Raw genomic sequence first — 21,130 nt, forward strand, 5'->3', positions numbered from 1 at the left:
CCCTTCCTTCTTAAACAAAAGATAAAAAAATCGACTTGACCTTAGCTGGCAATGAAATATAAGGGTAAAGGCTTAAGCAGCGTTAACTTGTCTAATACCTACCGGTAAAGGCCCTAACCTATCGTTCATGACTTTAATTGTCTCAAATTGCGTTAGCGATTTAACATCCGTTAATCGACATTCTGCAGACATAATCATCATTAATGATGCTTGCAGTCCAGACTCGATGACAAGGGCAATTACTGAATGCTCACTGGTCGTTAGTTGTAATAACTTACCGACTTCACTGTAAACACATTGATGGGATACGTTAAAAAACCAAGACTTTGGCATTTGAGGTTTTAATAGAAAATGTGCAGCAGTTGCATTAAGAGCTATCTGAACAATAAGCGCATCATTTAAAGAAAGTGACTTTGATAAACGGTCTACCAAATCAATATAAAATTTAGCATGTTCAACACTAAACTCTAACGGCTGCTTGGCATCTGGTATTAGGGTCTTTAATCCATAAGGTGACAAAAACTCCATGTCATCCCCTAACGAAACACTCAATACTTCATGTTTCTCATTATATCCCCATTGCCAATCCCTTTTTGGCATTAATAACATAACGTTTACCTTTATTTTAATATAATTGGATAATAGATGATTATTTCATCAATATCAAAATAAATTTAATTTCTATAATTATGATCGTTAAAAATAAAAACGATCATAGAGATCTATATTTAGATCTAAATGATCGTTTTTCGATCCAATAGTTATTATTCAATCTTAATTAACTATTTAATACGATATGCTTCAACAATATCTTTAATTAATTTTGGACCTTGATAAATAAATCCTGTATAAATTTGCACCATTTCAGCGCCAGCATCTAATTTATCTACCGCATCTTCAGCAGCGTTAATTCCACCTACACCAATAATAGGTAATTTGCCTTTTAAGCAATCAGCTAACTGCTTAATAACGACTGTTGATAAAGAATTCAATGGCTTACCACTTAGCCCGCCCGCTTCGTTAGCATTTAGTAATCCACTTACGCCGTCACGAGTCAAGGTTGTGTTGGTTGCAATTGCCGCATCAAATTCACTTTTAATTAATGCCTGAGCAATCTTTTCGATTTCTTCGCTTGATAAGTCCGGCGCAATTTTTAATGCAATCGGTACATACTTACCATGCTTTTCTGCAAGTTCTTTTTGTTTTGCTTTTAGTGATCCAAGAAGATCATCAAGAAGATCGCCATATTGAAGCGTACGTAAACCAGGAGTATTTGGTGAAGAAATATTGACCGCGATATAAGCAGCGTATTGATAAACCTTATCCATACAGATCAAATAATCTTCTTTACCTTGCTCTACAGGTGTGTCTTTATTTTTACCAATGTTAACACCAACCATAGCATTTGATTTAACAGCTTTTAGGTTTTCAACTAGGTTATCAACACCTTTGTTGTTAAAGCCCATGCGGTTAATAATCGCTTTTGCTGGCTTTAATCTAAAACAACGTGGCTGATCATTACCTGGTTGTGGGCGCGGCGTTACAGTTCCCACTTCAATATGGCCAAAGCCCATAGCGTGGAATGCATCAATACATTCACCGTCTTTATCCATGCCCGCAGCTAAACCCACAGGATTTGGAAAAGTCAGCCCCATCATGGTAACAGGGGCTGGCTTAATATTTTGCGCATAAAAGCAATTTAGAGGCGAATTACCAGTAGACTTTAAACTGCCCATAGCAAAATTATGCGCTAGTTCTGGATCCATCTGAAACATGAACTTTTGTGCGATTTTATAAAACATGTTTTCTCCTAGACCGAAAAAAGCCCCGGCATTTGCCAGGGCTTCTGATTTTAATCAGATTACTTCTGCCCTTCACAATGAAGGATCAAAAGATTAAGTTCACGTAAGGCTACAGAGAACTTTGCAAACTCGTGGCTTTGCGAAGTCTTGAAGTCAGATAGCATGTGGAACCAACGTTCCAACAAGCTTTGATTCGACTCAATCCACTCTGAGATGATTTTGTTCGCATCACAGCTTTCAGTGCAAGTTCTTAGTACAACAGAACTTAGTGATCTCTGCTGCCAATCAAGCTCTTCTCTAAAAGCTGCTCTTGCGAGTGCTTGCCAATGGTTAGTTACCGGTTGCGCGCTAATTTGCTCTAGGAACCAGTGTAAGTCTACACTCGCGCCTAGCTTAAAGTAGGTTTCGGCAACTAATGGAACTGGCTTGCTCTCAGATTCACAAATTTGAGCAATATCTAATGCTGAGAACAGAGTGCTAACATTCGCTACAACCATAGCGACGTCTTCAGGTACGCCCTCTTTTATCAATGCGTTCGACTCAGCTCGAATACCTTCTACCTCTTCACTCACCATGTATTGGTGAACACTTTCTTTCAATTCATCAAATACTGGCTTGAAGAAGGCTATCGTTTGCTCGATATTCAAGTTGCGGTTGCGATGACGTAGGAACCATCGACTCGCGCGTCGAATGTTGCGACGTAATTGATGCAACATTTCACATTGTACTACAGCTGGTATTACGCCATTCAAATCTGTTATAGATTTAGTTAAATCAGCTAAACCAAATACTTCGCGGGCCATAGTATAACAAATTGCAGCTTCCGCTACTGAGGCACCTGTCTCATCTTGCATACGTTGCACGAAATTAAGTCCCATATCATTGACTAATTCATTAGCCAAAGATGTAGCGATAATTTCACCTCTTAGAGGATGCTGTGCCATATTTGCAGTGTACTTTTCTTGCAATTGCTTAGGGAAGTACTCAACAAGCAACTGACTCAAGAAGCTATCTTCTGTAATTTCAGAAGTCACAAGCTGCTCTTTCAAGATCATTTTCGCGTAAGCAACCAAGACTGAAAGCTCTGGACGAGTTAGCGACTTACCATTAACTAAACGGTCTGCCAATTCATCTTCATTTGGCAAGAACTCAAGCGCTCGGTCCAATTTACCCTCTTTTTCAAGGTAATGGATAAAGCGGATCTGTTCTTTAAGTTGCTCGGCGCCACGAACCTGAGTAATCGAGATTGAGCGAGTTTGATCTTTACAATCTTGCAGTACGATACGACTCACTTCATCAGTCATATCTTCAAGCAAACGGTTACGCTGTTTAACAGTCATTTCACCGTCGACGACTAAAGCGTTTAATAAGATCTTGATGTTAACTTCGTTATCTGAGCAATCTACGCCGCCAACGTTGTCAACGAAATCAGTATTCATACGGCCGCCGTTAGCACAGTATTCAATACGACCTAGCTGAGTACAACCTAAGTTACCGCCTTCTCCAATAATCTTGGCTTGAACTTCGTTACCGTTTACACGAATTGCATCGTTAGCACGGTCACCCACTTCTGCATGAGACTCGCTGTTCGCTTTAACATAAGTACCAATACCACCGTTCCAGATAAGATCTACTTGCATTTTAAGTAACTCTTTTAAGAGTTCTAACGGTGTCATTGACGCTTTTTGGCTACCTAGCATCTTCTTCATTTCAGTAGATAAAGGGATAGACTTAGCTGAACGCAAGAATATGCCACCACCTTTAGAAATAAGCTCTTTATTGTAATCCTCCCAGCTTGAACGCGGCAGAGCAAATAAACGCTCACGCTCTACATAACTAGTCGCAGCATCTGGGTTCGGGTCAATAAAGATATGCATATGGTTAAAGGCTGCGACTAAGCGCGTGTGCTTTGAAAGCAACATACCATTGCCGAATACGTCACCGGCCATATCACCAATAGCTAAACAGGTAAAATCTGTAGTTTGGCAATTTACGCCCATTTCACGGAAGTGACGTTTAACAGATTCCCATGCTCCGCGGGCAGTAATACCCATTTTCTTATGGTCGTAACCGTTACTACCACCAGATGCAAACGCATCACCTAGCCAGAAGTTATACTCAATAGCAATTTCGTTAGCGATATCTGAGAAGGTTGCGGTGCCTTTATCTGCTGCAACAACTAAGTACGGGTCGTCTTCATCATGACGAACAACATTTTCAGGCGGTACAACATCACCATTAATAATGTTGTCACTGATATCGAGTAAACCGCGAATAAATAAGCGATAACACTCTTGGCCTTCAGCAAAAAATGCCTCTCGATTACCATCGGTAGGAAGTTGCTTACAAACAAAGCCACCTTTAGCACCGACAGGAACAATTACCGTGTTCTTAACCTGCTGTGCTTTTACAAGACCAAGCACTTCGGTACGGAAGTCTTCACGGCGATCAGACCAACGCAAACCACCACGAGCCACTTTACCACCACGAAGGTGAACACCTTCAACCCGAGGTGAATAAACAAAGATTTCATACTTTGGTAGCGGCTTTGGCATCTCTGGGATCAAGTTTGGTTCAAACTTGAACGAGATATATGACTTAGGTAAACCAGACTCTAACACTTGATAGAAGTTAGTTCGGCTAGTTGCATTAATTAGGTCAAGGTAACGACGAATAATACGGTCATCATCAAGGCTTGATACATCTTCTAAGCGCAGATCAATTTGCTCAATAAACTTGTTCAATGTACGCGTTTTCAACTTAGGGTTGAATTTACGGATATACATTTTAACAAGTAAATCAGCAATTTGTGGATAGCTTGAGAACGTTTCCTCAATATACGCTTGGCTAAATGTTGAGTCGATTTGACGCATATATTTAGCGTAAGCACGCAACACTGATACTTCGCGACCAGTTAAGCCTGTAGCCAGAACCAAACGGTTAAAGCCGTCATCTTCAAGTTCTTTCTTCCACACTTGAGATAGTGCAGTTTGGAAACGCTCTTGGCTATCGGCAAGATCATCTGTGGCAACATTTTGAGTTGTCATCAAGAAATCTAAAATCCAATACGTCGCGCCGTCTACCGTCTTAACTTCATATGGTCTTTCGTTAATTACACGTAGCCCGAAGTTTTCAAGCATAGGTAACACATCTGAAAGATGGATAGGCTCATCTTTATGGAACAGTTTTAAGCGAACTTTATTATCATTTAATGCCGTTTCTTGCGGCTGATAAAATAGCATTCCCAGCTTATGATCATCATCCAGTTCTTCAAGGTGCTGAATATCAACAACTGATGAGCTTGGTAATACATCTTCTTTATAACTACGTGGGAAAGCATCAACGTAACGCTTAATTAAGCTGTTACCTAGCTCTTCGCCTTGTGCACTGATCACCGCACTTGCGAGTTTGTCTTCCCATGAGCGGGCTGCTTCAGTCAAATTATTCTCAATCGCTGCCACATCGACATCCATATTATTATTGTCAACTTTGATAATGTAATGGGTACGCGCCAAAGTTGATTCTGAGAAATAAGTAGTAAACTCAACGTCTTCGCTGCTACCAAAGTGTTGCGCTAAAATTCGTTGCGTATCTTCACGTAGCTTAGTGTTGTAACGATCTTTCGATACATAAACTAAGCATGAGAAGAAGCGGCCAAAGCCATCTTTACGAACAAACAGCTTTAGTTTATCGCGGTCTTGCATCTCAAGTACGCCGTGGGCAATTGAGGCAAGCTGTTCAACACTTGCTTGGATAAGCTCATCACGTGGCAAGGTTTCAAGAATATGCATTAGCGCTTTGTAATCGTGAGAGCGTGGCGCTAGACCTGAATTGTCTAATACTCTTTGCACTTTTTGCGCTAATAATGGGATCTCGCGTGGACTGCGGTTATAAAGGTTTGATGCATAAAGACCGATAAATCTGTCTTCACCAATCACATTGCCTTGCTCGTCGAAGCGTTTTACACCGATATAATCTACATATGCTGGACGGTGAACACGGCTTTTTTCGCTGCTCTTGGTTAATACTAACAAGCTAGTATCAAGTGCTTCTTTACGGGCACTTTCTGAAAAGTTAGACAGCAGTAATCCAGTTTCTGTTTTTGCTTTTGCTGACTTGGTCATTAAACCTAAGCTGGTTGACTTATCAGCGACGAGTTCTAGATCACCTTCAACTTTATGCAAGTCATAACGGCGATAGCCTAATAAGGTAAGGTGATGGTCATTAAGGTATGAAAGGAAGTTCTTAGCTTCACTAAGCTCTTCTTTGGTACCTGGGTAAGGACGGTTTTCAAGCTCTGCAATAGTTTCACCAAGCTTGAGCGACATTGCTTCCCAGTCATTTACTGCAGCTGCAACGTCGGCGATGACCGATTCTATTTCTTTGGTTAGGGTTTTGATATCTGCATCGCTGCTTTGTCTGTCAATTTCAATTAAAAAAACAGCGACTTTATCAACATTGCATTGCTCATCTGAGCTGTAACTAACGTGAGTAACTGCACCATTTTCGCGTTCAATCGCCATTGGCGTGTGCAGCATCATATGTGCAGTAATGCCAAGGCGGTTAAGCGCCATGCCGACTGAGTCGACTAAAAATGGCATATCTGGTTGAATAATTTCGATAATTGAATGGCTTGACTGCCAGCCGTGCTTAGACTGACTAGGATTAAACACTTTAATGTGACCTTCCCCGACGGAGGTCTTATTAAGTGCATTCCACTGGCTTAACACCGCACCGTAGAGATCGCTATCATTGCGCGCATTGAGGTCGTCTTTCGACATGTGCGCATAAAGGCAGGTTGCGAATTGTTCTACTTGTTTTGCTTGTGAATTGGGTACTTTAGCGTGAATTAGGTTGACTACATTTTCGAGCAGTACTGAAGGCATTGCATCTTTCAAGGCCATGTTGCTATTTCCTTAGGGGCTATGGCAGCGCTTTTTAATTTTTATGGATGCTTCGTAAACCGACCTGAGCCTATTTTTGTGACCTAGGTCATAAGCCGCAGTCTATTACTAAATTCGCAACATTTCGAGAACTATTTTAGTGGTACATCCTCATTGTGGCGGCCTTTTAAACGATTTATTTTGCAAAGTTGCGAGAACAATCGCCTATTACGTGTTTTTATGCATAAAAAAAGAGGAGCCTAAGCTCCTCTTGGTCCTATTCTACTTGGGCTGCCGCCAAAACACCGCCGCAATTGCAGGGAGGATAATTATTGCTCCCAACATATTTACCAAAAACATAAATGTTAGCAATATTCCCATATCCATTTGGAATTTTAGCGCAGAGAAGAACCAAGTACTCACGCCAATCGCCAATGTCAGTCCGGTAAAGATCACCGCGCTGCCACGCTCAACAAGCGCTTCATAATATGCTTGTTGAACCGGCATTCCATCACGAAGACGAACCGCCATAGTTGATAAGATATAAATACCGTAATCAACACCAATACCCACACCTAAAGCAATAACCGGTAACGTACTCACCGCAAGGCCAATATCCAACTGCGTCATCAAGGCTTGCGCTAAGGTTGAAACAACATATAGAGGTAAAATGACTGCGATAGTCGCTCGTAGTGAACGAAAACTTATCAGACATAAAATAAATACCGCACCATAAACATAAAGCATCATAGGCAGCTGAGCTTCAGCTACTGCTTCATTCGTTGCAGCCATTACCCCTACAGGGCCTGAAGCTAATTTAAACTGGATTTTATCTGTATCCATTTTAAGCTTTAGCTCATTCACTTTATCAATCACTAATTCAATAGTTTCAGCTTTGTGATCTTCTAGGAACAAGTAGACAGGCATGACCGAACAATCACTATTGAGTAACCCTGAAGTTGTCGGCACTCTCCCAACTGCCTGTACTAAGCTTGCAGTAGTTCTAGGTAGCACACTCCATTTTGGATTGCCTTCGTTAAAGCCCACATTTACCCGTTTAGCAACCGAGGCCAAACTTGCTGTGGATTCAACACCTGGTGTGTTACTAACCAGCCATTCAAACTCGTCTATTTCAGTAAGCACTGAGTGATAGGTACAAGCCTCTGGGAATGCTTCAACGATTACCGTCATCACATCTGTGGTGATTGAAAACTTATCGGTAATAAAGAAGGTGTCTTGGTTATAGCGAGAATCCAGATGCAGTGCTGGCGCCCCGCCCTGCAAATCACCAATCTTCATCTTGTTAGCTTGCTGCAGACCTACGCCATAAAGCACAGCAGTGATCACTAATACCCAAATAGCATATTTAAGGGTGGCAAACTTAGATAATTTAACCCAGATAGGATTAACTTGTTGCTGCTCGGTACTATTTGCAGATACCGAGGTATATGAGATAAGCAGCGGCAGCAGCATTAAGTTAGTTAAAATAATCACCGCTACACCTAAAGATGCTGAAATAGCTAACTCTCGGATAATACCAATATCAATTGCCAGCAGCGTCATAAAACCTATGGTGTCTGACAGTAACGCCACGCCTCCCGGAATTAGCAAGCTTCTAAAGGCTAACGCTGCAGCCGCTTTCGTTGTTTGGCCATCAGTAACTCTACGCTTAACCGCATTAATCATCTGCACGCTATGGCTAACACCAATAGCAAAAACTAAAAATGGGATGAGTATGGACATGGGATCTAATCCAAATCCAACTACAGTGAGTAATCCAAGCTGCCATATCACCGCGACTAAACTACATACCAGCGGCAAAATAGTAAGCGCAACAGATTTAGAGAAAAAGAACACCATTACCGCAGTAACCAAAATAGCGATAAGGAAAAACAGCAGTACGCCTTTTGCGCCGTCAGCAACGTCACCGGCCATTTTAGCAAAACCGATAATATGAATTTTTATTTCATCTGTTTCATATTGCTCACGCAGTTCTTTTTCAAGTTGGGCAGCAAAAGCCAAAGTATCGAGCGCTTCGCCGGTTTGTGGGTCAAAGTCCATTAACTGCGCGCTTACCATAGCCGCAGAATAGTCTTCTGCGATTAAGCGACCGACAATACCGGCTTTTTCGATATTGCCACGAACGACTTTTAAGCCATACTCGGTTGTCGAAAAATCAGCGGGGATCACTGGCCCGCCAGCAAAACCATCTTCAACCACTTCAGTAAAGCGCGTTGATGGTGAAAATAGCGATTTAACCTGAGCTCGGTCGACTCCAGGGATAAAAAACAACTGATCATGCACATTTTTAAGGGCATCGAAGAAGTTAGGATTAAAAATATCACCACTGGTATGTTCAACCGCAACCATAATGCTATTTGCACCACCAAACTGTTTTTGGTGCTTTAAATAAGTTTGCATATAGCTATGGTTAAGCGGAATATTTTTAACAAATGCCGCGTCCATCTTTAGGTTGCTTGCTTGTAATCCTAAAAATATCGTGGCAATCGCAAATAAAAGTATGACAAATGCTCTATGACGAAATAGATAAGATTCGAATCCATTAACTAATTTATCTAACATAGTAAGGCCCTATTATTTTTGTTCTAATTTGATGAGACCTTTATTACCCGCAACCCAAAGATTTCCTTCTGAGTCTTCGGCAATCGCAACTAAGTTTTCACCTTGTCGCTGCTCGACTAACTGACTTTCTCCAGCAGTTGTAATATCGATTATCACCCCAGCATTACCTACAACGCGCAGTGTCCCTTCGCCTAAACGTAAACCCGCATTTATTGTTGAATCAACAGGCAAGTTAACCTTTGTCCAATTAACCAATTGCAGATCGCTAATAAAGACGTTGCCACGTAACCCCATGACAAAAGCAGTATCATCAACAATGGATGCATTAAACAAAGAGCCTTCATATATAAAGTCTTGCTTTAACCAAGTAAGACCTTTATCGACAGAAGTCGCAACGAGGCCAAGCTCGCCAACCATCAGTAAAGTGTTATTTGTTACAGGGATAATTCGATTAAAATGCGGTAATAATGTGCTACGTTCTGAAAGGTAAAGCGCTTCATCTTCGGCTTTTAGCTCCTCTAGATAAGCAACATCTTCTTCAAATAGTAGTTCTTGATGATACTCACTATTCCAGGTGTTACCACCGTCTTGAGTTCGGTAAAACAAACCATAAGCGCCAACAGCAACCCCTTCTTGCTCATTGAAAAACAACACGTCCAAAAACGGTTTTTCAATTTCAGCCGATTGCATTTGCAGCTGCCATGAGTGGCCACCATCTTGCGTATGCAAAATCGTTGCATCATGTCCAACAGCCCATCCTTTCAAAGGCGAAACAAAAAAGACTTTTGTTAATAGCACTTCAGTTGGAGTATTAACTTGTTGCCATGTTTTATCGAAAACAAACGCGTGTCCTCGCTCACCAATGGCAACCAAGGTTTGTTGATTCTTTGCGATATCTAAAATAAGAGAGTTTGCGGCAAGAGGTTGAATTTGTTGTAGTAAATTTTTCTCTTGAGCCAATACTGGAACGGTATGAAAAAGGCTTAAAAAACTCAATATTGAGATAAATCGAAGCATGCTAAACGACATACAAACTTCCTTTAAGATAGAGAGGGGCTTGCGCCCCTCTTAGAGCGGAGGGTTTACCGAATACCTGCACGGCGAAGTGCTGCTGGAGTGAAGTTAGCTTCACTTAGCTTGGCATCAAAGTCATACATACGACCTTCATTATCCAAGCCCATAGCGATATAACGACGCGACTGCAAGTCATGGAATACTTCTAGCGTACTCCACTGGGTTGGCACTTCGTAATAGTTAAGACCGTGAGCGATCGCAACGCGATAAAGTTCATCACGATTATCGTAAAGATCGGCTACCGATACCTGCCATGAATCTTCATCAATATAGAAAGTACGTGCCTTATAGATATGGCGCATGCCCTCTTTTAATGTGGCCTTCACTACCCAAACGCGGTGCTTTTCATAACGCACGTATTCCGGGTTGATATGACCAGGGGTGATGATCTGATCATAATCAAGTTTGTCTGAATGTAACTTGTAGTCGTTATATGGAATATAAAGCTCTTGCTTACCCACTAACTCCCAGTTGTAGCGTACCGGCGAGCCGTTAAACATGTCGAAATCATCGGTTGTTCTTAGTCCATCAGACACTGTACCTGGTGTATCAAACGCAACGTTAGGCGCTTTACGTACGCGGCGCTGCCCGGTGTTATAGGTCCATGCTTGGCGAGGTAACTTTTCTTGATCCATTGTTTCTTTTACAAGCAGCGCTGTACCCGCTAGACGCGCTGGTTGGGTTACTACTTGCTTAAAGAAAAACAGCGTATTGTCGTTAGACAATTTATCAAGAGTCATCTCTGGACGAGAGTACTGAAAACGAATCTCTTCAGCGGTTTCAACCAAGGTATAACTACCACCAGCAGTTGGCGCCGCCTGACTACGTGAGGTTTTAATATCAACACCGCGGAATCGCAATACGTGATTCCAAATAACCTCTAAACCATTTTCCGGCATAGGGAAAGGAATACCAATTGAAGCGCCTTTAATACCATTACCGCCATCAATCAGCTCTGCTCGGGTAGCATTTTCTTTCGTTGCGTCGTAAACAAACTGTGGTACAGATGCTGAGCGTCGAGTCTGATACACATTCATCTTGAATGTTTCAGGATAAAGCTCAAATAATTTCATCTGTCCATCTGATAGATACTCTTTGTACTTATCTTTATTGGCATTAGTAATGGTAAATTCTATCTTATCATTTGGGAACGGATCTGGATGATGCATGCCTTTACTGTAACCGGCTACTGGTTTAGTAATACCACCATCCCAAGCAGGAATAGAACCATCAGCATTTCCTGCCTTTTCGCCACCTAATGGCGTTAGCTCTGTACCTAATTTAGCAGCATCTGCTTCAGACACTTTTGCCATCGCTGCTGGCGCGCTGATAGCAAACATCACTGCTACAGGCAATATCGCAAGTTTATTCATTGTTATTGTCCTTGTGATTTTAAATTGAATACTTAATGTTGAAAGAAACATAGTCTCTATCAGCCATCGTATTGGTTGTCCCTACTCCACCAAAGAAAGTGTTGTACGAAATATCAGCTCCCCAGCGGCTCTGGTAATCAAAGTTAACCCCAACCGCAACTGATTTCTTACCTTCCGTAAATAGGAACATTGGGTCTGGCGTAATACCGTCAACGTCATGAGAGAAAATCACTCGTGGCGCAATATTCACTCCGCCCCATACGTTGTTATAATCAGCTTTGGCAACTAATCGATAACCCCAAGCAAAGTCTGTTGGGAATGGATTTGTTTCTGGTCCGTTATGTAGCGCTTCGATAATACCTGGCATATCTGGGTTACCGCCCGAGCGACCTGTACCAGGTCCATTTAAGCGCAGCTCATCATGGCTTGGCATATCGTGGATCCAAACACCACCGATTTCCGCCAGCATAGTCAAGTTATCGGTACCAAGCGTTGGACCAAATAAGTGAGTAAAAGTAGTTTGTGCTTGCGTGGTATCTAAACGAATAAAGCCTTCGGCATATTCGCCCGGACCATAATTCTCAACTTGAGAAATGCCATCAAGATCTGGACGTAGCCCGGCATTGGCAAGCTGCTGCGGCATTGCAGCGAATAGAAGTTCAACATCGTCAATCTGAAGCGGCTCATCTAAACGGTGAGCAATTTCACCTGCAACAGAGGTGTCACCCAAAAGCGTGTTGAAACTAAAGCCCATAAGTTGAATATCTTCAGGATAAACAATTTGCGCTTTAGAAAAGGTTTCTAATGCAAGTAGGTCTTCGCGAGTCATCGCTTCGCCGGACTGAGCCTTACCGCCTAAACGTTGTAAATCACGACCAATAGCTTCTTGAGTAAAGTTAGCAGTTGTACCGCTGATCAGCGGACGACGGCTATGATAGTTCATGTAATAAAGGCCAAATTCCGTTTCACCAAGCTCAGGTGAATAGTACCCTAACTTGACACCCCATTGGCCGTCATCACTTGCTTCAGCAGGATCTTCCACTAGAGTGGCTTTTGTTGGATAGGCTAATGCAAGTGACGCTAGAGTTGCTGCATCTACTTGGCCAGAACCCACCATACCAACAAGTGCATTGTATTCAGCCATAAGGAAATCTAAATTCATGTCAGGATTAGCGTTAAAGCCTAGCTGAGCATTTTGGCTGTAACCGCCATAACCGGCAAAGTCATTAGTCGAGAAGAATGAACCCGGCGTTGGCACCCATACAGGCTCCCAGTCATACTGATAGAAACCTTCAACTGACAAATTATCAGTCACACCGAAAGACGCCCAAACCATGCCTTGAGGTCTAAATGCTTCTTTTAGTTCTGCACCAGGAGCATTAAGAATATTTAAATCAACTGGGTTAATCACACCAATACCATGGGCAATAAGAGTGCTTTCTCCCCAAGAGACAACTTGATTACCAACACGGATAGAAAGTGGATTAGCACCATCGTTAAAATCGAAGTCAGCATAAACAAACGCATCGAGTAAGCGAATATCTTTACACTGAACTTCAGATGCTTGGCTGTCAGCACAAGGATCGAACTCTTTGCCTGTTAATGGATCATTGAAACCAAAATCACCATCATTCATTTTTCTATCATAGAAATACATTCCACGGGCAAATAGACCGAAGTTTTGGTATTTCAATGATAACTCGTGTAAACCTTTAAAGATCTCTGAGGTAGTATCGCCTTGCGCATACAGTAAATTACTCAAATCACCATTACTTGAGTATGAACCCGGTTGAGCCCATATCTCTGCAGAGCTATATTTTGTATCCCCGAAAGCAGAATAACCAGACCAATCAAATCGAGGGTGATTCACCTTACCAATTTGATTATCCCAGTCTCTACCTTCTGTTCGCCAACTCGCACCTGCAGTCCAAGTCGAGTCGAATGTTCCTTCTACATCACCCCAATTGAATGAAACTGCATTAGCCTGATTTGTCATACCAAATCCGAGCGCTGCAACTATCCCCAAAGCGAGCGTAGACTTATTAAAGCCGTTTTTAACCTTTTTCATTTAGCTTCTCTCCGTAACCTGCTGGATTCTTTTGTTATAGGAATTGATAACCAACATGCTGTTAGCGTACAGGTAACACCATTGTTACAGCATTTACACGAAGTGAGCAAGGACGAAACATAGAAAATATTTAAAAGATTTCGCTACTTAGAAATAATTTCAAATAGCCTTTTTGAGAGTGTATTTAAATCAGCAACAGGTTAACTAGAAAAACAGTGGGATTTTGACTTTATATGGTTTATTAACAGTAGGTTATATGCAAGCGGTAGTTGCCTAACGCCTTGTTTAAAGCAATCGTACGTTTGAAGTAATTACTCTAATCTTTTTCTAAGCTAATTAAATTTCCTTGTGCATCAATTGTCATACAAAAATATGCGCGGATCCCGCTTGATGTTAAAAATCGGCGGAAATGTTTAGCGTTTATCCATAGAGTTTGCCCTTTAACATCCACTACCTCGACTTTATTCACTTCACCGCGGTAATAAGGTAAGAACTCTTGGTAACTGATATTTAGAGGAAATTGGAACTGTTGATGACCTGATGACACGTAATGACTCTCTTGATTTTTAATAGCAATATAATAACGCGCCTCAATGGTAATCAGAAACCATTGAGGCGCGATTAAACTCAGTAATACTCAAATCTGAGTATTATCTCGCAAAAGTCTTAAGCCAAAGCTTTAGTGACTTTTTCATAAAGATCTTTTGAAAGGTTTTCCACTTTCAAAATACGATTTAACTGCTGAGTCATCAATTGTTGACGCTCAGTATCAAACTTTTTAAATTGGATAAGTGGTGTAATTATCCGAGCTGCAACCTGTGGATTCAGTGTATTTAATTTTACAATGGCGTCAGCTAAAAACTCATATCCCAAACCATCTTTTCTATGGAATTCAAATGTATTAGCAGCCGCAAAAATCCCAATTAACGAGCGAACTCTGTTTGGATTATTGAAACTAAATGCCTGATGTTCAAATAACGACTTAAGCGTAGCAATGCACTGAGTGTCATTTAACGTTGCGTGTAAAGCAAACCACTTGTCCATCACTAACGGGGTGTTGAGCCATTTTTGCTCAAACTGAGACATTAGTTGCTCACGGATAACAGATGGCTCTGAGTTCAGCGCGGTTAACGCCGCTAAACTATCTGTCATATTAATCGCTTGAGCAAACTGCTTTTGCGCTAAATCTGCATGAGCGTTATCAACTTTAACTAATAAATTCAAGCAGACATTCTTTAGTGAGCGTGCTGCTGCATCATCGATAGATGCTAACTCTCTAACAGTTGCGAGTAATTCATCTTCACAATTTTCAGCGATCTCAAGTACAACAAACTCCCGGGCCAATGCCAGATTATCCAGATCAACTGTGCTCTTTTGCTCAATTAACGACCCTGCACTAGGCATGGTTAAAATTTCTGCCATTAATGCTTTGTCTAGATCTTCAGCTAGAATTACGCCCTTAAAGGCATCGATAATTCTTGGGTCTATGAACATAGCTTGCTGCTGTTGTAAGCGCTCAACATTTTGCCAAATAGACTGACTAAATAATGCAACTGAAGCTTCCCATTTCGCTACCTCGCTAGTTGCATAACGCATGATATGCACTAACTGAGCAACGGAATAATCAAAGTTAAGCTTCACTGGCGCTGAGAAATCTTGTAGTAAAGAAGCTACTGGCTGCTGCACGATATTTTCAAAACTAAATACTTGTTGCTCCTGAGTAAAGTCTAAAACCTTATTAACAATAGACTGACCCGCAGGGTCAATTAGCTCAATATCGAACGGAATATGCAGTGGCAATTTAGCCGAGCTGTCCGGTGTAGCCGGAATAGATTGCGCCAAAGTCAGTGTATAGGTATTAGCTTCACTATCAAATTGTTCTTTAATATCGACTTGTGGCGTCCCCGCCTGACTATACCAACGTCTAAACTGAGTTAAATCTACGCCACTGGCATCTTCCATCGCAGCTACAAAGTCATCACAGGTAACCGCTTGTCCATCATGTCGCTCAAAATAAAGCGCCATACCTTTTTGAAAACCAGCCTCACCTAACAAGGTGTGCATCATTCTAATAACTTCAGCGCCTTTGTTATAAACGGTAACGGTATAGAAGTTATTCATCTCAATTACAGATTCTGGACGAATTGGGTGAGCCATAGGGCCTGAGTCTTCAGCAAACTGCTGGTTTTTCATCACTTTAATAGCGTGAATCCGGTTAACGGCACGAGAACCTAAATCAGAGCTAAACTCTTGATCTCTAAATACCGTTAACCCTTCTTTTAAACTTAACTGAAACCAATCGCGGCAAGTAACACGGTTTCCGGTCCAATTATGGAAGTATTCGTGACCAACAACAGACTCGATACCATGATAATCATCATCGGTTGCAGAATCTTTATCGGCTAGGACAAACTTAGTATTGAAAACATTTAAACCTTTGTTTTCCATTGCGCCCATATTGAAAAAGTCGACTGCAACTATCATGTAAATATCTAAGTCATATTCAAGATTGAAGCGACTCTCATCCCATGCCATTGATTTTTTCAAGGATTCCATAGCATGATGCGCTTTATGCAAGTTGCCTTTATCAACAAAAACCTGCAGCTTGATATCTCGATTGCTGCAAGTTGTAAAATTGTCTTCAAGTAGATCAAAGTCACCGGCGACTAAGGCAAACAGGTATGCTGGTTTTGGAAAGGGATCATGCCATTTGGCAAAATGTAATCCATCAGTGGTTTCGCCACTTTCAACGAGGTTACCGTTACTCAATAAATACGGAAAAGCTTGTTTATCGGCAGTAATACGTACCGTATAAATAGCAAGAACATCAGGGCGGTCAAGAAAATAGGTAATACGCCTAAAACCTTCAGCTTCACATTGAGTACAATAAGCGCCATCCGACATATAAAGCCCTTCCAGGCTAGTATTGGCTTCTGGGTCAAGTGTTGAACGGATCTGCAACTCAAATTCATTAAGATTAGTTTCAATGACTAGCTCGCCTGCTCGTTCTACATATTGCGCTACTTCTCCATTAATCAACACATTTTGCAATTGAATATCGTCACCAACCAAAATAAGTGGATTGTTATGAGAACCTTGACGACGTACTGTGCTTGTAGCAACGATTTCAGTTTGTTTATCTGCTAAGGAAAAGTCGAGATCGATATGGGTAATATGAAAATCTGGTGCTTGATAATCTTTAAGGAATTTAGCTTGTGGCTGGGACATGAACTACCCTCTTTATTTTAAAAATAGAATAACTACAATCGAAATAAGTAATTATACCAATCTCTATTGTTATTATTTAAGTTAAAAAAAAACGCGCTTTAAGCGCGTTTTTTATCAGTAACTTTTACTGTTTTTGGTTTTTAGCTAACTTTTCGATATCGGCTAAATCCAAGGTTATTAGTGCGGTTTCATCAAGGAAAGCGTCTGCAACCTCAACGTCATCAGGAATGTCATCTAACGACTCAACCTTATCAGCACCTTCTCTTACTAATCTCTCATTAGCGCGCTCAAGTTGCTTTTGATCGTTTTCGTCTCGTTCAGCTAAACGCTCACTCTTAACAAGAGAAACGGTTTTGTCATCGTGGTTATTTTTAAACTCTGCGATGTCATCAAAAATATAACCAAACTCAACATCTGACTTAATACGGTCTTTATGTTTACCGTCTAAGTTAGTGATCAACTGCGGATAAATTTCACCTAATGTGCCATATTGTGCAACAGGAACTTTATCCCAAGGCAATGCATTTTCTTCTTCAGCCTCACCGTATTCCCCAGGCTCTAACGCACTTGGGAATGGAATATCAGGTGTCACACCTTTAAGCTGAGTACTACCACCGTTTATGCGGTAGAACTTGGCAATGGTGTATTGCACGTGACCAATAGGCTTTTCATACATATCGTATATACGCCCTAGGCTCTTATGCTGCTGTACAGTACCTTTACCAAAAGTCGATTCTCCGACAATCAATGCGCGGTCATAGTCTTGTAGCGCTGCAGCAAAAATCTCAGATGCAGATGCACTATAACGGTCAACCATTACGGTTAATGGGCCATCATAAGTCACGCGTCCATCATTATCGCGATTTTGTGTTACACGGCCGTTAGCATCGCGGATTTGTACAACAGGTCCCTGCTCAATAAACAGCCCCGTTAATAAAGTCGCTTCAGTTAACGCACCACCGCCGTTACCTCGAAGGTCAATAATAATACCTTCTACTTTGGCTTCTTTTAACTCGGCAAGTTCTTTAGAGACGTCTTTCGATAAATCCATGTAGAAGCCTGGAATTTGAATGACACCGACTTTACGATTTGCGTAAGGTCCTTCAGTAGGCTCAAGCACTTTAGAAGTTGCTGCGCGGTCTTCTAGACGAATTTTGTCGCGCACAATTGTCAGTTCAAAGGTTTTAGCACTTGAACCGCCCTTCTTCGGCAAAATTTGTAAAACAACTTTACTGCCTTTAGGGCCTTTAATTAGTTCGACTACATCATCAAGACGCCAGCCGATCACATCGACAATTTCTTTACCTTCTTGGCCTACACCGATAATTCTATCTTCTGGCGATAGTTTCTCGCTTGATGCTGCAGGACCACCTGCAACTAAGCTTTTAATCACGGTATAGTCGTCATCAACTTGCAATACTGCACCGATACCTTCTAAGCTCAAGTTCATTTCCATTTGGAAACGCTCAGCATTTCTTGGAGAAAGGTAACTAGTATGCGGCTCGACAGTGCGAGCAAAGGCATTCATAACGCCTTGGAATACATCTTCGCTGTGGGTTTGACTTAAGCGTTTAATCGCATTGTTATAACGCTTCTCTAAAACCTCTACTATCTCGTCCCAGTTTTTCCCTGTAAGAGATAGGTTGAGTGCGTCATATTTTACGCGCTGGCGCCAAAGTTCATCTAATTCAGCTTCATTCTTAGGCCAGCTTGCTTCTTCACGATCATATTCGTACTTGTCACCAGCCACATCGAACTTCATTTCTTCATCGAGTAATGAAAGTGCATAGGCAAAGCGCTCATAACGACGCTTTTGAACAAGCTCATACATCGCATAAGCCTGATTCAAGTCGCCACTTTTCAACATATCGTCAAACTGAGTCGAATAGTTTTTAAAACCATCAACATCAGACTGTAACAATACATTTTTACGAAAATCGAGTTGCTTCAAGAAGCGATTGAATACTTGCTCGGAGAACGCATCATCCATATCAAAACGATGATAATGCGAACGAGTGAAGAGACCAGTAACACGTTTACTGGCGACTTTATGCTGCGGTTCCTGCTTAAGAGCGGGCAACTCGCTGAATTGAATAGTTGGGCTTACTGCCCACGCCGAAAATCCGACAAAAATACTAGCAATGGATACAGCCAGAGAAAGTTTTCGCATCAACAAGTTACTCCTTTAGGTGCTTTTAAGCCATTACAGCAGTATATGTTCAACTCTAACTTTGATAGTTAAACCAGAGTCTAACTGAACTTGAACATCTTCTTTCTTAATGTCCAAAATAACACCAGCTACTGGTGCTTTGCCTAATTTAACATTTACACGTTGATTAGCTTTAAGTTCAGCTAAAACTGCAGGTGTTAAATTCTCAGCTACAACAGCCTCTTTTACTGGCTTACTAGCTGGCGCTGGCTTTGGACGTTTTGCTACAGGCTTCTTAACTGGCTTTTTTGCTACCTTAGCTGGGTTAGCATTCTTAGCCTGAGCTACTCTTTTAGCCTTTGCTTTTTCTTGGCTTTCTTTAAGTGTAGCTGCCGCATGGTCAACGTGCTCTTGCTCAAGCTCACCACAATCGTTGCCATCTAAATCGATACGCTGTGCGCCAGCTTTAACGCACTTAAGGTAACGCCAGCTGCTAGTGTATCTTCTTAACGCGATTCTGAGCTGAGTTTTACTGACTTTAGAATCATCAGCTAACCTTTCCGCTAAATCTTGAAACAAACCGATTTTTAATGGTTTAGTTTCACCTTCAGCTATAAAGCATAAAGGAAATGTTTCGTACAAATACGCAAGAATAGCGTTGGTATCGGTCAACTTTTCTGTTGATTCCATCTTTACTTCCACAGTTTAAAAAAGGGACACCACCGACAAGTGAGTCACTTGTATCAGTATATGTGTCGTTTATATTTGTCTGATCAGGCCGTAAATCGCAAATGAAAATTGGTTAACATTTGTTTTTACACCCTAAAACCAAACCTACCTTAGCAACAACAAAACTCAAACTCCATTTATTCATTTGATGAATGCAACCGAGTTTAATTTTTTAATTACTCAAACCGCTTATTATAGAGAGGCTTCAAATGATTGCGACCTACAATTAACGATAATTGCTCGCGGATTAACCAAATAGGCAAATTTCGAGACTTTTAACCAAGGTTTCTACGCCTTGTCGATCAATTTCAGTGAATCTTGATAACGATGGACTATCAATATCTAGCACACCGATAACAGTTCCATTCTGCCTAAAGGGGACAACCAGCTCTGAATTACTGGCGCTATCGCAAGCAATATGTCCTGCAAACTGATGTACATCATCAACCATTTGAGTTGCGTCCAGTGCAACCGCGGTACCACAAACGCCTTTACCAATTGGAATGCGTGTACAAGCCACTTTACCTTGGAAAGGCCCGAGAACCAATTGATCATTTTTCACTAAATAAAAGCCAACCCAATTTAAATCTTCAAGATTTTCATTAAGTAACGCTGAAAAATTGGCTAAAGCGGCAATTACGTCATCTTCTCCCTCAAAAAGAGCCTGAACCTGACGATTTAACGTATCGTAAAAAGCATTCACTGCAACTATCCCTAACTGTTAAATGACCTTCTTAGTTGAGGTTGCATTCTAACAATAAACAGTAGTTTGGGATCAAGTGGTTTATTTTGCTTCTTTAGTTTCGGATTTTTTCGCAGTTTTCTTTGCTGGCGCTTTCTTATCAAGCGCACCACCTTTTAGTAAAACTTGTAAATCGTCTTTGTTCTGAGCTAAGTAAAAACTTAATTTTTCAATATCGTTTTCAGTTAATTCAAGCTCACTTTTACTCAAAAAAGGCATGAGGTTGTCTGCGACATCGAGCATCTTATCGTAGGCATCAGCTTCCTTTTTAGATGTAAAAGTCATCTTTTCAACCCCTTCTCTTACCACTACAAATTGCGTTACAACGGCCATGTCCAACCTCACACTGTTTTTATATACAGTAAAGAGTCTCACACATTGAACTTCTTATGCAAGTTTTCTCGTTTTTCTGATAAACTTCTTTGATTAATGACTCAATATTTTCAATTGCATAGGTGTCGTTCAATGAGATTTGAGTCCGAAATAAGGCGTATATCGT

The 21,130-nt window shown here is 41.2% G+C and carries 13 protein-coding genes; all 13 read right to left on the reverse strand.

The window, feature by feature from the left end:
* Positions 1-72: 72 nt before the first annotated feature.
* Entirely contained in the window at positions 73-609 is a 537-nt protein-coding gene (locus MSG37_RS11530; RefSeq protein WP_248470803.1) for a cell division protein ZapC, read from the reverse strand.
* A 173-nt stretch (positions 610-782) separates the two neighbouring features.
* On the reverse strand, positions 783-1,802 hold the full coding sequence (pyrD, locus tag MSG37_RS11535; RefSeq protein ID WP_248470804.1) for a quinone-dependent dihydroorotate dehydrogenase: 1,020 nt from the start codon (positions 1,800-1,802) through the stop codon (positions 783-785).
* Between the two features lie 59 nt (positions 1,803-1,861).
* A complete protein-coding gene (locus MSG37_RS11540) occupies positions 1,862-6,706 on the reverse strand; it encodes an NAD-glutamate dehydrogenase (protein ID WP_248470805.1) in 4,845 nt (1,614 codons plus the stop codon).
* A gap of 261 nt (positions 6,707-6,967) precedes the next feature.
* Positions 6,968-9,268 carry an MMPL family transporter gene (locus MSG37_RS11545; protein WP_248470806.1) on the reverse strand — a complete coding sequence of 767 codons (2,301 nt, stop codon included), beginning with the start codon at positions 9,266-9,268 and terminating at the stop codon, positions 6,968-6,970.
* 12 nt (positions 9,269-9,280) lie between these two features.
* The gene (locus MSG37_RS11550) at positions 9,281-10,297 is read right to left on the reverse strand and encodes a YCF48-related protein (RefSeq protein WP_248470807.1); all 1,017 of its coding nucleotides are present in this window, start codon (positions 10,295-10,297) and stop codon (positions 9,281-9,283) included.
* Positions 10,298-10,350: 53 nt separating this feature from the next.
* Entirely contained in the window at positions 10,351-11,715 is a 1,365-nt protein-coding gene (locus MSG37_RS11555; protein WP_248470808.1) for a DUF1329 domain-containing protein, read from the reverse strand.
* A gap of 19 nt (positions 11,716-11,734) precedes the next feature.
* Positions 11,735-13,783, reverse strand: coding sequence for a DUF1302 domain-containing protein (locus MSG37_RS11560; RefSeq protein WP_248470809.1), 2,049 nt, complete (start codon positions 13,781-13,783; stop codon positions 11,735-11,737).
* A gap of 316 nt (positions 13,784-14,099) precedes the next feature.
* Entirely contained in the window at positions 14,100-14,330 is a 231-nt protein-coding gene (locus MSG37_RS11565) for a DUF2835 domain-containing protein (protein WP_248470810.1), read from the reverse strand.
* 119 nt (positions 14,331-14,449) lie between these two features.
* Positions 14,450-17,011: an aminopeptidase N gene (gene pepN / locus MSG37_RS11570; protein WP_248470811.1), complete on the reverse strand. Its 2,562-nt coding sequence runs from the start codon at positions 17,009-17,011 to the stop codon at positions 14,450-14,452.
* A gap of 124 nt (positions 17,012-17,135) precedes the next feature.
* The gene (gene prc / locus MSG37_RS11575; RefSeq protein WP_248470812.1) at positions 17,136-19,181 is read right to left on the reverse strand and encodes a carboxy terminal-processing peptidase; all 2,046 of its coding nucleotides are present in this window, start codon (positions 19,179-19,181) and stop codon (positions 17,136-17,138) included.
* 33 nt (positions 19,182-19,214) lie between these two features.
* The gene (gene proQ / locus MSG37_RS11580; RefSeq protein ID WP_248470813.1) at positions 19,215-19,850 is read right to left on the reverse strand and encodes an RNA chaperone ProQ; all 636 of its coding nucleotides are present in this window, start codon (positions 19,848-19,850) and stop codon (positions 19,215-19,217) included.
* A 286-nt stretch (positions 19,851-20,136) separates the two neighbouring features.
* Positions 20,137-20,592, reverse strand: a complete 456-nt coding sequence (locus MSG37_RS11585) for a GAF domain-containing protein (protein ID WP_248470814.1) — start codon at positions 20,590-20,592, stop codon at positions 20,137-20,139.
* A gap of 81 nt (positions 20,593-20,673) precedes the next feature.
* The gene (locus MSG37_RS11590) at positions 20,674-20,964 is read right to left on the reverse strand and encodes a YebG family protein (RefSeq protein ID WP_248470815.1); all 291 of its coding nucleotides are present in this window, start codon (positions 20,962-20,964) and stop codon (positions 20,674-20,676) included.
* Positions 20,965-21,130 lie beyond the last annotated feature (166 nt).

The sequence above is a fragment of the Shewanella sp. 1CM18E genome, from assembly GCF_023161665.1.
GTDB lineage: Bacteria > Pseudomonadota > Gammaproteobacteria > Enterobacterales > Shewanellaceae > Shewanella.